Origin of the sequence: Pseudomonas sp. I8001, assembly GCF_013385345.1 — a bacterium.
GTDB lineage: Bacteria > Pseudomonadota > Gammaproteobacteria > Pseudomonadales > Pseudomonadaceae > Aquipseudomonas.
In genome coordinates this window covers 244,204-257,366 of the sequence record NZ_JACAQC010000033.1, presented here as the reverse complement: position 1 = coordinate 257,366, position 13,163 = coordinate 244,204, and the positions used below count along the sequence as shown (strand labels likewise).

16 protein-coding genes are annotated in these 13,163 nt (G+C 60.8%); 8 read left to right on the top strand and 8 right to left on the bottom strand.

Annotated elements, in window-relative coordinates; translation table 11 throughout:
* Nucleotides 1-30: 30 nt before the first annotated feature.
* On the bottom strand, nt 31-786 hold the full coding sequence (locus HX839_RS22960; RefSeq protein ID WP_177067714.1) for a spermidine synthase: 756 nt from the start codon (nt 784-786) through the stop codon (nt 31-33).
* A 118-nt stretch (nt 787-904) separates the two neighbouring features.
* Here HX839_RS22960 and HX839_RS22955 point away from each other — a divergent pair, with 118 nt between their 5' ends.
* Entirely contained in the window at nt 905-2,251 is a 1,347-nt protein-coding gene (locus HX839_RS22955) for a class II 3-deoxy-7-phosphoheptulonate synthase (RefSeq protein WP_003218681.1), read from the top strand.
* Here the strand turns inward: HX839_RS22955 and HX839_RS22950 are convergent.
* A complete protein-coding gene (locus tag HX839_RS22950; RefSeq protein ID WP_177067713.1) occupies nt 2,231-3,460 on the bottom strand; it encodes a winged helix-turn-helix domain-containing protein in 1,230 nt (409 codons plus the stop codon). The genes HX839_RS22955 and HX839_RS22950 overlap by 21 nt on opposite strands.
* Before the next feature lie 45 nt (nt 3,461-3,505).
* Nucleotides 3,506-3,712, bottom strand: a complete 207-nt coding sequence (locus HX839_RS22945) for a DUF1127 domain-containing protein (protein WP_003218685.1) — start codon at nt 3,710-3,712, stop codon at nt 3,506-3,508.
* A gap of 70 nt (nt 3,713-3,782) precedes the next feature.
* Here HX839_RS22945 and HX839_RS22940 point away from each other — a divergent pair, with 70 nt between their 5' ends.
* Nucleotides 3,783-4,664: a LysR family transcriptional regulator gene (locus HX839_RS22940; RefSeq protein ID WP_023659060.1), complete on the top strand. Its 882-nt coding sequence runs from the start codon at nt 3,783-3,785 to the stop codon at nt 4,662-4,664.
* On the opposite strand, the gene HX839_RS22935 is transcribed toward HX839_RS22940, so the two are convergent.
* Nucleotides 4,654-5,403: a sulfite exporter TauE/SafE family protein gene (locus tag HX839_RS22935; RefSeq protein ID WP_177067712.1), complete on the bottom strand. Its 750-nt coding sequence runs from the start codon at nt 5,401-5,403 to the stop codon at nt 4,654-4,656. The genes HX839_RS22940 and HX839_RS22935 overlap by 11 nt on opposite strands.
* A 108-nt stretch (nt 5,404-5,511) precedes the next feature.
* Between HX839_RS22935 and HX839_RS22930 the strand changes: the two genes are divergently transcribed.
* The 4 genes from HX839_RS22930 (at nt 5,512) to HX839_RS22915 (ending at nt 8,707) form a co-directional block, all read left to right on the top strand.
* On the top strand, nt 5,512-6,462 hold the full coding sequence (locus tag HX839_RS22930) for a LysR family transcriptional regulator (RefSeq protein ID WP_008437773.1): 951 nt from the start codon (nt 5,512-5,514) through the stop codon (nt 6,460-6,462).
* Nucleotides 6,463-6,539: 77 nt separating this feature from the next.
* Complete coding sequence (locus tag HX839_RS22925) at nt 6,540-6,992, top strand: MarR family winged helix-turn-helix transcriptional regulator (RefSeq protein WP_003218693.1); 453 nt, start codon at nt 6,540-6,542, stop codon at nt 6,990-6,992.
* A gap of 253 nt (nt 6,993-7,245) precedes the next feature.
* Nucleotides 7,246-7,665 carry an organic hydroperoxide resistance protein gene (locus HX839_RS22920; protein WP_003218695.1) on the top strand — a complete coding sequence of 140 codons (420 nt, stop codon included), beginning with the start codon at nt 7,246-7,248 and terminating at the stop codon, nt 7,663-7,665.
* Between the two features lie 25 nt (nt 7,666-7,690).
* Nucleotides 7,691-8,707 (top strand): alpha/beta hydrolase, encoded by a 1,017-nt coding sequence (locus tag HX839_RS22915; RefSeq protein WP_134325998.1) that lies wholly within the window; start codon nt 7,691-7,693, stop codon nt 8,705-8,707.
* A gap of 67 nt (nt 8,708-8,774) precedes the next feature.
* On the opposite strand, the gene HX839_RS22910 is transcribed toward HX839_RS22915, so the two are convergent.
* Both HX839_RS22910 and earP read right to left on the bottom strand, forming a co-directional pair.
* On the bottom strand, nt 8,775-9,347 hold the full coding sequence (locus tag HX839_RS22910) for an elongation factor P (RefSeq protein WP_003218698.1): 573 nt from the start codon (nt 9,345-9,347) through the stop codon (nt 8,775-8,777).
* 49 nt (nt 9,348-9,396) lie between these two features.
* Nucleotides 9,397-10,530 (bottom strand): elongation factor P maturation arginine rhamnosyltransferase EarP, encoded by a 1,134-nt coding sequence (gene earP / locus HX839_RS22905; RefSeq protein WP_003218700.1) that lies wholly within the window; start codon nt 10,528-10,530, stop codon nt 9,397-9,399.
* 131 nt (nt 10,531-10,661) lie between these two features.
* On the opposite strand from earP, the gene HX839_RS22900 reads away from it, so the two are divergent.
* Together HX839_RS22900 and HX839_RS22895 are read left to right on the top strand one after the other, a co-directional pair.
* A complete protein-coding gene (locus tag HX839_RS22900; RefSeq protein WP_003218702.1) occupies nt 10,662-11,030 on the top strand; it encodes a hypothetical protein in 369 nt (122 codons plus the stop codon).
* Nucleotides 11,031-11,045: 15 nt separating this feature from the next.
* Nucleotides 11,046-11,528 carry a GreA/GreB family elongation factor gene (locus HX839_RS22895; protein ID WP_177067711.1) on the top strand — a complete coding sequence of 161 codons (483 nt, stop codon included), beginning with the start codon at nt 11,046-11,048 and terminating at the stop codon, nt 11,526-11,528.
* Nucleotides 11,529-11,533: 5 nt separating this feature from the next.
* Here the strand turns inward: HX839_RS22895 and cysB are convergent, their stop codons facing one another.
* Nucleotides 11,534-12,508 carry an HTH-type transcriptional regulator CysB gene (cysB, locus tag HX839_RS22890; RefSeq protein WP_003218707.1) on the bottom strand — a complete coding sequence of 325 codons (975 nt, stop codon included), beginning with the start codon at nt 12,506-12,508 and terminating at the stop codon, nt 11,534-11,536.
* A gap of 104 nt (nt 12,509-12,612) precedes the next feature.
* Nucleotides 12,613-13,113 carry a universal stress protein gene (locus tag HX839_RS22885; protein WP_003218709.1) on the bottom strand — a complete coding sequence of 167 codons (501 nt, stop codon included), beginning with the start codon at nt 13,111-13,113 and terminating at the stop codon, nt 12,613-12,615.
* Nucleotides 13,114-13,163: the final 50 nt, after the last annotated feature.

Here is a 13,163-nt window from a genome sequence, read left to right as displayed (position 1 = left end):
GCAGCAACGGATATGTACACAATCAAAACCCTACGTAGCCGGCCGAATCGCCTTGATCAGCGACTGCAACGAATACCCCAACCGCGACGCCAACCCCTCAGCCCGCGCCGACAACGCCGCCACATCAAGCACCTGATCCAGATCCGCCGGCACCAGCAAAATCACATTCCCCTCCTTCACCGGCAACTCCCAATAATGCCGGTGATACAACCCACGCAACAACGCCGCCCCCAAAGGCTTCCCATCATCCGTAGCCCACTGATTAATCACCAACCACCCCCCCGGGTTCAGCTTCTTCTGGCAACTCTCCAGAAACGTCCAGGCCAGGTGCCCAACCCCAGGGCCAACATCCGTATACAGGTCGACAAAAATCAGGTCCGCCGACTCAGCCGAAGGCAGCAATTCCAACGCATCCCCAACGCGGATATACAGCCGAGGATCATCATCCAGCCCCAAGTACTCAATGGCCAGACGCGGCACATCAGGCCGCAGTTCGATGGCTTCCACATCATCCAAAGGCAGAAACTTCAGGCAAGCCTGGGTCAACGTCCCAGCCCCCAACCCAAGAAACAACGCACTCTCCGGCTGCTCATGGCACAACGCACCAATCAGCATCGCGCGGGTGTAGTCATACTCCAACCAGCTCGGGTCAGCAGTAAACACACAACTCTGCTCGATGGCATCGCCAAACTCGAGAAAGCGGTAATCGGCCACTTCCAGCACGCGGATCATGCCGAAGTCATCATGGACCTCGGCCAGCAGGCGCTCGACGCGCTCCTCAGACATTGCAACTCCTAACGGCGTGCCAACGGGAAAGCCGGGATTGTGGGCGAACCGGCGGCAGCAGGTCACGTACTAATTGCTGATAACATGACGGCCCGACCGCAAATCACTCGAGTTCATGATGAGCCAACCCTGGAGCCCCGACAGCTGGCGCGCCCTGCCGATCCAGCAACAACCCCAGTACCCTGACGCCGCGCATTTGTCGCAGGTCGAGCAAAACCTGGCGAGCTATCCGCCGCTGGTGTTTGCCGGTGAAGCCCGTGAGTTGCGCCGTCAGTTTGCCGAGGTGACCCAGGGTCGCGCCTTCCTGTTGCAAGGCGGCGATTGCGCCGAGAGTTTTGCCGAGTTCTCGGCGGCAAAAATCCGCGACACCTTCAAGGTGCTGCTGCAGATGGCGATTGTGATGACCTTCGCTGCCGGCTGCCCGGTGGTCAAGGTCGGGCGTATGGCGGGCCAGTTCGCCAAGCCGCGCTCTTCCAACGATGAAACCATCGACGGCATCACCCTGCCCGCCTACCGCGGCGATATCGTCAACGGTATCGGCTTCGACGAAAAAAGCCGCGTGCCCGATCCGGACCGCCTGCTGCAGTCCTACCACCAGTCCACCGCCACCCTGAACCTGCTGCGGGCGTTTGCCCAGGGCGGTTTTGCCGACCTGCACCAGGTGCACAAGTGGAACCTGGACTTCATCGCCAACTCCGCCCTGGCCGAGAAGTACAGCCAACTGGCCGACCGCATCGACGAAACCCTGGCCTTCATGCGTGCCTGTGGCATGGACAGCTCGCCGCAACTGCGCGAGACCAGTTTCTTCACCGCCCACGAAGCGCTGCTGCTCAACTACGAACAAGCCTTCGTGCGCCGCGACAGCCTGACCAATGACTATTACGACTGCTCGGCACACATGCTCTGGATCGGTGATCGCACCCGGCAACTGGACGGTGCCCACGTCGAATTCCTGCGCGGGGTGAACAACCCGATCGGGGTCAAGGTCGGCCCAAGCATGAACCCCGACGACCTGATCCGCCTGATCGACATCCTCAACCCGGACAACGACCCGGGCCGCCTGAACCTGATTGCGCGCATGGGTGCCAACAAGGTCGGCGACCATCTGCCCAACCTGATCCGCGCGGTACAGCGCGAGGGCAAGCAGGTGCTGTGGAGTTCCGACCCGATGCACGGCAACACCATCAAGGCCAGCAGCGGCTACAAGACACGGGACTTCGCGCAGATTCTCAGTGAGGTGAAGGAGTTCTTCCAGGTGCATGAAGCCGAAGGCACTTACGCCGGCGGGATTCATATCGAGATGACCGGGCAGAATGTTACCGAGTGCATCGGTGGCGCACGGCCGATTACTGAAGACGGGCTGTCGGACCGCTACCACACCCACTGCGACCCACGGATGAATGCCGATCAGTCGCTGGAATTGGCATTCCTGATCGCCGAGACGCTAAAACAGGTCAAGCGTTAAAAGCTCTACCCGCAACCGTGCCGCACTGGCCCGCTGGCAATTGAGCTGTATCTGCTCAAGCCCGAGCCAGTCGGCCATCTGCCGCAGATTCAGGGCCAGCGCGCGCATGCCCTCCTCGTCCAGCCCCGGCTCTTCCTCGTGAACGGCGTGCACCGCCAGGCGTCCGGCCGCCCGCTCCGCCCGCAGATCCACGCGCGCGGCAATCCGCTCGTTGTGCAGGAACGGCAGCACGTAGTAGCCATATACCCGCTTGTCCTGGGGCGTGTAGATCTCCAGCCGATAGCGGAAATCGAACAACCGCTCGGTACGGCTGCGCTCCCAGATCAGCGAATCAAAAGGCGATAACAGTGCGCTGGCAGGCACCTTGCGCGGGACTTTTGGCTCGGGCAGGCAATAAGCCGGCTGTTTCCAGCCCTGCACGTCGCAGGTGATCAATTGCCCATCCTCGACCAGCTCCGCCAGGCGCCCACGGCTGTCGGCCGGGTCCAGACGGAAGTAGTCGCGCAGGTCTTTTTCAGTGCCCACCCCCAGCGCCGTGGCGCTGTGCAGCAGCAAACCGCGTTGCGCCTCAGCCTCGTCCAAGGGGGCTTGCTGGAGAATGTCGGCCGGGATCACACGCTCCGGCAGGTCGTACAAACGCTCAAACCCCCGCCGCCCGGCGACGGTCACCTGGCCGGCGGCGAACAACCATTCCAGCGCATGCTTTTCATCGCTCCAGTCCCACCACGGGCCGGCGCGCTCCTCGCGGGTCGACAAACTGCCCGCACCCAGGGCGCCTTGTTGTTCGACGATGCCCAGCACCCGGACGATGGTGGCCTGCTGCTCGCGACCAAAACGCGCCATTTGCTGATAGATCCCCTGCCCCCGGGCCGCCCGTTCCATGCGCCAGCGCATCAATGGGTACAACGCCATTGGCAACAACGACGCCTCATGGCCCCAATATTCGAACAGCGAGCGGCGCCGCCCCGAACTCCAGGCGGCCTGTTCTAGAATCAACGGAGAGTAATGCCCCAGACGGGAAAACAGCGGCAGGTAGTGCGAACGCACCACCGCATTTACCGAATCAATCTGCAACACGCCCAAACGCTCAACCAGGCGATTGACCTGCGCCGCCTTGATCAACGCCGGCGGCTGGCGCCCGGAAAAACCCTGGGCGGCCAGCGCCAGGCGTCGCGCCTGCTTGAGGGAAAAGGACAGTTCTGCGGGCATGGGCATCTCCTTGTGTGCTCGCGAACCACCCTACTGCATCCCGAGTCATTTTCGCAGCGGGTCTTCCCAAAAATGCCGGCGGCTTTCCTGCTCGACATCGCCACGGTTGAGCCCGATGTCCTTGAGCGCCTCATCGCTCATGCTCATCAACAGCTGACGCTCACGGTGCACGGCCATCCACCGGGAACCCAGTTGAAGCAGCCCGGAAAACGGCCGCTTCGCCATCAGTACAAAGCCTCTTTGACCTTTCATCATCTCGCCCTCCAGTGGGGATGACTGAAGTCTGTGCCTGGCGCTATGATCAATCCAACGAATGTTTCTTATGCAATACATCTCGGAGATTGATCAATTGTCCAGCTACCCGAGTATCGACACCGAGGTGCTGCGCACCTTTGTCGCCATCGCTGATCAAGGGGGCTTTACCCGCGCCGGCGAGCAGGTCAACCGCACCCAGTCGGCGGTGAGCATGCAGATGAAACGCCTGGAAGAAGATGTGTTGCAGCGCAAGTTGTTCGAGCGCGATGGTCGCCAGGTGCGGCTGACTCCGGAAGGCCAGGTGCTATTGGGCTATGCCCGCAGGATCCTGAAGCTGCACAGCGAGGTGTTCAACACCCTGCGCGAGCCGCACATGGTCGGGTTGGTGCGCATCGGCACCCCGGACGATTACGTGATGCGCTACTTGCCGGGGATTCTCAAGCGCTTCTCCAAGGCTTACCCGCTGATCCAGATTGAAATGCACTGTGAGTCGTCGCCGGTGCTGATGCAGCGCCGGGACCTCGACCTGACCGTTATCAGCCGCGAACCGGGAAATGAAATCGGCGAACTGCTGCGCCATGAACGCATGGTGTGGGTGGCGGCGCCCTGCTTCTGCATGGATGAGCACAGCGCCCTGCCCCTGGCCATTTCTGGCCTCGACAGTTTTTGCACGCAGTGGGCACGCGCCGCGCTGGACGCCCAGGGGCAGGAGTACCGACTGGCGTATCACAGCTCCAACGGGGCCGCGATCCTCGCAGTGGTGGGTGCCGGCCTGGCCGTCACGATCAATATGGAAAGCCTGGTGACCGAAGACCTGCGCATATTGGGCACAGCGGACGGTTTTCCGCCGCTGCCGTCGGTCAACCTGCGGCTGTTGCGCAACCCTCGCACCACCTCGCCGATTACCGAATGCCTCGCCGAATACATCCTCGAAGGCTTCAAACTTTAAACGTCAGCATCACCGCACACACCGCCAGGAACCCGCAGAACAGCCCGCGCAACATGCGCTCAGGCATGGCGTGGGCGACTTTCACGCCCCAACTGATGCTGAGCAAACCGCCGACGGCCAAAGGCACGCTGATCAGCCAGTCCACTTCGTGGTGCCAGGCGTAGGTCACCAGGGTCACGCTGGTGCTCGGCAGCGCCAGGGCCAGCGACAGCCCTTGGGCCACCACCTGGCTGGTGCCGAAGATGCTGGTCAGCACCGGCGTGGCAACCACTGCACCGCCCACCCCGAACAAGCCACCCATGGAGCCCGACGCCGCGCCCAACACCCCAAGCCACGGCCAGGAATAACGCATCTGCGCTGACGGCGGTGCATTGTGGGTAAACATTCGCAGCAGGTTGTAGGACGCCAATACCAGCAGAAACGCGATAAAACCCACCCGCATCACGTCAGCATCGATCCCCACCGCCCAGATCGAGCCCAGCCAGGCGAAGGAAAAACCCATAACGCCCAACGGCAGTGCATGACGCAATTCAATCCGGTTGCGCTGGTGATAACGCCACAACGCCAGCATCACATTCGGCACCACCATCACCAGGGCCGTGCCTTGGGCGATCTGCTGGTCGAGGCCGAAAAATACTCCCAGCACGGGAATGGCAATCAGCCCGCCGCCGATGCCGAACAAGCCACCGACCGTGCCCAACGCTACGCCCAGCATTAAATACAACGCTAAATCTGCCACCCGCTCGCTCCTGCTGTTCCCAGGCCTTGCATGCTACGCAGTCCGCTCTGGTGCGGAAACGCACAGCAACGCACAATGGCTGTGCCAATCTCGCACAAGCAGACGCTGATGAACCCCAATACATTGACCGATCAACTGAGCCTGTTTCTCGACGTACTGGAAGCCGGCAGCTTTTCCGCAGCCGCGCGCCGTCACCCGCTCACGCCCTCGGCCGTGGCGCGGCGCATCGACAGCCTGGAAAGCTCGGTGGGTAGCCGGCTGTTTCAACGCAGCACCCATGCGGTGGTGCCGACGCCCGCCGGCCTGGCGTTTGCCGAGCGCGCCCGGCGGATTGTCAGCGAGCTGCAACTGGCGCGGGCCGAAGCGGTGTCGCTGAGTCATGCGCCTGAAGGCTTGATCCGCGTGGACGCACCGGCGGCTTTCGGCAGGCGGCATTTGGCGCCTGCCATCGCTGACTTTCTCAACGTCTATCCGGGACTGGACGTGCACCTGCACTTGATCGACAGCTTTGTCGACATGCAGGGCGAGCATCTGGGCAAGGTCGACCTGGTGCTGCGGGCCGGGCATATCGTCGACACCCGGCTGATTGCCACGCCACTGGCCAGCATCGTGCGCATCGCTTGCGCAAGCCCGGCCTACCTGAAAAGCCGTGGCACCCCGACCCATCCCAGCCAGTTAAGCGAGCATGACGGCCTGGACTGGGAAGGCCTGGCACCGATGTTCGCCTGGCGTTTTGAGCTCGATGGGCGCAAATCCACCTACCGCCCGCAGCGCATTCGCATGAGCGCCAATAACGCCGAAGCCCTGCTTTCAGGCGCGCTGGCCGGACTGGGTGTTGCCCACCTGCCCACCTGGCTCGCCAGTGAATACCTGGTGCGCGGTGAACTGGTCCCGCTGTTCTGCGAGAACGGCCTGCCGACGCCTGAAACCGCGGGCATCTATGCGCTACGCCTGGAGCAACACGCCAACGCCCGCAGCCGCTTGTTGCTGGAATACCTCAAGGCGCGCTTCAGCCCTGTGCCGCCCTGGGACCTGGCACTGCAAAGCGGCCTGGGTTGACCGGCCGGACAGAATTGTCTGGCGCGTTAAAGATTTGCCCGCTAGATTCGAAACCAGACACGTTTTAAGGCACTGCCATGACCAAGCCCCTCGATACCTGCGAATCCTTGTTGCTCGACAACCAGCTGTGTTTTGCCCTGCATTCCACCTCGTTGTTGATGACCAAGGTCTACAAACCGCTGCTGCAAGCCCTCGGCCTGACCTATCCGCAGTACCTGGCCATGATGGTGCTGTGGGAAGAGGATGGCTTGACCGTAGGCGAAATCAGCAATCGCCTGCTGACGGATCCCGGCTCCCTGACGCCGCTGCTCAAGCGCCTGGAAGCCGAAGGCCTGCTCAGCCGCACCCGCAGCCGCGAAGACGAGCGCGTGGTGGTGGTTGAATTGACCGAGGCCGGGCGCGCCCTGCGGGACAAAGCCATGGATATTCCACAGTGCATCCTGGGCGCCAGCGGGCTGGACATCGAGCAGTTGCGCAAGCTGCAGGGCGATTTACTGGCACTGCGAAAAAACCTGCAAGTCTCCCTCTAAAGGCACCACGCATCAAAAAATGTGGGAGCGGGCTTGCTCGCGAATGCGGTGGATCAGTCAATGCATCTAGTGACTGTCACACCGCATTCGCGAGCAAGCCCGCTCCCACATTTGTTTGTGCAATGCCTGGCTATCAAAGCACGCAAAATATTTTCCAAATATATCTTGCGCACTAACTATTAGCGCGATACATTCACCTCGCCACTTACTTAGCGCGCAAACATTTAGCGCATATACTGACGAGGAAATCACCATGCAAGCTCTCTACACCGCAGTAGCCACCGCCACCGGCGGCCGTGATGGTCGTGCTGTTTCCAGCGACAACATCCTCGATGTAAAACTCTCCACGCCAAAAGAACTGGGCGGCGCGGGTGGCCAGGCCACCAACCCGGAACAACTGTTCGCCGCCGGTTACTCCGCCTGCTTCATCGGTGCCCTGAAATTCGTCGCCAGCCAGACCAAACGCAAAATCCCGGATGACGCTTCGATCACTGCCCACGTCGGCATCGGTCAAATCCCCGGCGGTTTCGGCCTGGACATCGACCTGCACGTCAGCTTGCCCGGCCTGGCCCAGGACGACGCGCAAAGCCTGGTCGACGCTGCGCACCAGGTCTGCCCTTACTCCAACGCCACCCGTGGCAACGTCGATGTACGCCTGCACGTAACCGTCTGACCCACGCGGTTTTTTGGAGAAGAACATGAACACATTTGGCAAAGTACTCACCGGCACCCTGCTCGCCTTCTCGATCACCAATGCCTTTGCGGCCGGCGGTGACGTGGAGCACAACACCCAGGCGTTTCTCGATGTACTGAACGCCGGCACCGGCAAACCGATGGAGCAACTGACGCCCAGGGAAGCCCGTGCGGTGCTGACAGGTGCACAGTCAGGCGTGAAACTGACGCTGCCCAAGGCCGACGTGAGCCAGAAGACCATTCAGGTCGATGGCCAGCCGCTGAGCCTGACCATCGTGCGTCCGGCCGGGGTCAAGGGCACATTGCCAGTGTTCATGTTCTTCCACGGCGGTGGCTGGGTACTCGGGGATTTCCCGACCCACGAGCGTCTGGTACGTGACCTGGTGGTGGGGTCGGGAGCGGCGGCGGTGTTCGTCAACTACACGCCATCACCTGAAGCGCACTACCCGGTGGCGATCAACCAGGCGTACGGGGCAACCAAGTGGGTGGCCGAACACGGCAGCGAGATCAACGTTGATGGCAAACGCCTGGCCGTCGCCGGCAACAGCGTCGGCGGCAACATGGCAGCGGTGGTCAGCCTGATGGCCAAGGACAAGGGCACTCCGTCAATCAAGTTCCAACTGCTGTTGTGGCCGGTGACCGACGCCAACTTCGACACCGGGTCCTACAACCAGTTTGCCGAAGGCCACTTCCTGACCCGCAACATGATGAAGTGGTTCTGGGACAACTACACCACCGACACCAACCAGCGCGCCGAGATCTATGCGTCGCCCCTGCGGGCAAGCACCGCGCAGCTCAAGGGTTTGCCACCTGCGTTGATTCAGACCGCAGGCTCGGACGTGCTGCGTGACGAAGGCGAAGCCTATGCCCGCAAGCTGGATGAAGCCGGTGTACCGGTGACCGCCGTGCGCTACAACGGCATGATCCATGACTACGGTTTGCTGAATGTCGTCAGCCAGGTACCGGAGGTTCGTTCGGCGCTGCTGCAGGCGTCCGAGGAGCTGAAGCAACACCTGAAGTAAAAACCGGCACCCACAAAAAAGCCCGACGCATGGTCGGGCTTTTTTTATCGTACCGGTGGCGCAAGAATTACTTCTTGGCGCGACCTTTGTACGAACCACCTTCACGGGTGTCGATCTCGATCAGGTCGTCGATTTCGATGAAATCGGCTACTTGCAGTTCGGTACCGTTAGCCAGCTTGGCAGGCTTCATCACCTTGCCCGAGGTGTCGCCGCGAGCGGAACCTTCGGTGTAGGCAACCTTACGCACGATAGTGGTCGGCAGCTCTACGGAAACCAGACGGTCTTCGAAGAAGATAGCTTCGCAGACGTCTTCCATGCCTTCTTCCACGAACGGCAGAACGGCTTCGATGTCTTCAGCGTTCAGCTCGTACATGGTGTAGTCGGTGGTGTCCATGAACGTGTAGGTGTCGCCGCTGATGAAGGACAGGGTCGCTTCTTTGCGGTCGAGGATCACGTCGTCCAGTTTGTCATCGGCGCTGTAGACGATCTCGGTCTTGTAACCGGTCAGCAGGTTCTTCAGCTTGGTCTTCATGATTGCGCTGTTACGACCAGACTTGGTGAACTCAGCTTTCTGAACCAGCCAAGGGTCGTTTTCGAGACGGATCACTGTACCGGGTTTCAGTTCTTTACCAGTTTTCATTGCGAATATCCGAAATTTGGATGGGATTTACAAAAATCAAGGTCGCGTATCATATCCAATTTACATAAAACTGTACCAGCGCCGTCGCAAGATCGGTCCGCGAGCCTTGTTCCAGAGCCCATTTCTCGGCGTTCGCGGTCACTTCCGGCCAGTGTTCCAGCAGCATTTTCCAGCAAAGTGCCATATCGCCATCAGCGTTCCAGGCCTGCCAAAGGCCGACCAACGCGACTTTCGCAGCCGGAGACAGACCTTCGGTATACAACTCAAGGAACGCATCGAGCTTGTCCAGGTGAATGTCTTCGTCCTGGCGATAGATATGCCACAACAGTGGCCGCCCGGCCCATTGCGCCCGCACGAACGAGTCTTCGCCGCGCACGGCGTTGAAGTCGCAGCACCACAACAGCCGGTCGTATTGCTCCTGGCGCACAAACGGCAGCACTTGCACGGTCAACCCGTCGCGCCGGTGCACATCACCTACTTCCAATGACTCGACCCCCAGCCAGCCCTGCACATCTCCGAGGATCCGCCCTTCCGGCACCAGCAGATGAGTGGCGCGCCCATCGGCCGCCAGCACGTCGAGCCAACTGGCCAGCCCGGCGTTTTCATAGGCGAACAACGACATCATCCGCGCACCGTCCACCGGGAAAACCCCAAGCGCCTGCAGAAACTGCTGCCGGGCGGCGGCGTCTTGCTGGAAGGCATCGCGCTGTTCCAGCAGCCCCGCCTCACGCAATAAGCCGCCGGTGCCGGGACGGAATCCGGGAAAGAAGAAGTACTTTTGCACGCCCTTGAATTTCACCGAGGGCAAACCGTGGCAGCCGACCACCCAGTCTTCGGCGCTCAGGTAATCCAGGTTCATCCACAGCGGCGTGCGGTCGCGTGCGGCCATCGCCTCCATGTAGTCAGGCGGCAATTGACAGGCGAACGCAGCGATCACCACGTCTGCCGCGTCGGTCGCCGGCCAGTCGGAGGGCCAGTAGCGCACGTCGACGCCCTCTTGCCATTGCTGGTGCACCTGCACATCAATCTCGGGGCACATGCGTTCGAACGCCCGCAGGTCATCGACCCACAAGCGCACCGCACACCCTTGTTCCGCCACCAATTGCCGGGCCAGGCGCCAGGTCACGCCGATGTCGCCGTAGTTATCGACGACGCTGCAAAAAATATCCCAGCGGGCTTTCATTCCGGGCTCCAACGCTCAAAGGCTCGATTGTCCGTATAAATGCCTCGATACAGAAGGGTTGATCGCGATTATTCTGCGCGCGGCTGTGGGACAATCGGCGCCATGCCGCACGTGCCTGCCAGGAGGCCACCATGTCTGATCGTTCGTTCTCGCTGTTCAAACTCAGTATCGCCGTGGCCTTCGGCCTGTGGCTGGGGTTTATCGCCATTGTGCTGAGCGTTTGGCTGGCTTCCCGCTACCTGCCCGAGCAAACCGTGGCGCCGGTGGCCCGAGTGGTGCAGCAACTGGGCAAGCCAGAGGTGGTTGCACCGGAGCCGCCGAACCGGATGTTCGAGCAGTACCAGGAGAACCTGCGCAAGCAGGAGCAACAGCAAACCCTGGACCAGGCCCGCAACAACCCGCGTAACCTGTCCAACCCCAAATGCCAGTTCTGGCTGCAACAGGACCAGAACGCCCCCAACGACAAGAGCCGGGCCAACGTCCTGCAATTTTGCGATTGATCACGAAAGCCGCCCATGAATAAACACGCCGTTCACCAGTTGGTTTTGGACAAACTCGCGGTCGATCTCGATATCGCCCAGCGCGCCGCGCAAACCGCGTACGAAACCGCGACCCACGAAGAAAACATCGCCGAGAACAAGTACGACACCCTGGGCCTGGAGGCTTCTTACCTGGCAGCCGGCCAGGCCCGACGCGTCGAGGAGATCCGGCAGGCGCTGACGCTCTGCCAGAACATGCAACTGCGGGCCTACGATGACCAGCGCGGCATCGAAGTGGGCGCATTACTGGGGTTGGCAGATGAAAACGATCGCCAGCAGTGGCTATTCCTGGCGCCGGACGGCGCAGGCTTGAAGGTCGATATGGTGGGGCAACCGGTGACCGTCATCACCCCACGCTCGCCCCTGGGCAAAAGCCTGTTGGGCAAGTTCGAAGGGGATGAGGTGGAGATTCTGGTGGGGGGCGCTCGGCAACAGTTTGCTGTTACCGAGGTGAAGTAAGCCGATCAGTGAACCGGTAGTTCAACGCCGTCGAACAGCTCTTCCAGTTCCTGCTTGTTGTGGCACTGGATGGCCTTGGCCATCACTTCGCGCGTCAGGTGCGGCGCGAACTTTTCGATGAAGTCGCACATGAAACCACGCAGGAAGGTGCCACGACGGAAACCGATCTTGGTCACGCTGGACTCGAACAGCTCGCTGGCATCGAGCACCACCAGGTCGTTGTCGAGCTTGGTGTCGACCGCCATCTTGGCGACGATACCGACACCCAGGCCCAGGCGCACATAAGTCTTGATGACGTCGGCATCAGCCGCGGTGAACACCACTTTCGGCGTCAGGCCACGATGGCTGAAGGCTTCATCGAGTTTCGAACGGCCGGTGAAACCGAACACGTAAGTCACGATCGGGTATTCAGCCAGGGCTTCCAGGGTCAGCTTCGGCAGCTTGGCCAGTGGGTGGCCTTGTGGGACCACGACGCAACGGTTCCAGCGGTAGCACGGCATCATCACCAGGTCGCCGAACAATTCCAGCGCTTCGGTGGCAATCGCGAAATCGACGGTGCCGTCGGCGGCCATCTCGGCGATCTGCATCGGCGAGCCCTGGTGCATGTGCAAGGCCACGTCCGGGTACTGCTTGATAAAGCTGCTGATCACCGGCGGCAGCGCATAACGCGCCTGGGTGTGGGTGGTGGCGATCGACAGGGTGCCCTTTTTCTCGTTGGAGAATTCCTGGGCGATCTGCTTGATGCTTTCGACCTTGCGCAGGATCTCGCCGGCGGTGGTGATGATGCGCTCACCGGCCGGGGTGACACGGGTCAGGTGCTTGCCGCTGCGTGCGAACACTTCAACGCCCAACTCATCTTCGAGCAGGCGGATCTGCTTGCTGATACCGGGTTGCGAGGTGTAAAGGCTTTGAGCAGTAGCGGAAACGTTGAGGTCGTGGTGCGCCACTTCCCAGATGTAGCGCAGTTGTTGAAGCTTCATATGTGTCCCTCAAAGCGGATAGACGCCACGGGTATCAGCGACGGTATATAACTATATTAAAGGTTAGACGGATAAATCTAGAACTTTTTATCGTTTTCTACCAATCACACGTCGTCACTGCGTCGACGCTGCAACAGCGGTACCAGGTACACCGGCACCTGGGACAGCTGCAGCACCCGTGCGGCGGTTCTCCCCAGGGGTGTTGCCACCCCGACCGCCTGGCTGTGACTACCTACGATCAACAAATCCACAGAGAGTTTCTGCGACTGGTCGAGAATCACTTCACAAGGATCACCCTGGATCACCCGCACCGAACGGATCAACTTGAGGTCCTGCTCCCCGTCCCCCAGCTCCTCGCGAAAACTGTCGAGCACCCGTTGTTCGATGGTCGCCATCACCGTCGTCAGGCCCTGGCTTTGCCATTCACTCAAGGCCTTCTCATCAAGGTAGCTCTGCAACACCGATTCGGCGAACAGCCCGATGGGCTCGACCACGTGAATCACATACAGATCAGCCTTGAACGTTCGCGCCAGCGCCAGGGCATGTTGCATCACATAGGGGGCATACAGACCGAGGTCAGTGGCGTACAGCATCGAACGAATCATAGAACCTCCTGGGCAGCCAGGATGGCGGGGATTGATTCAGCTTAGCAGCG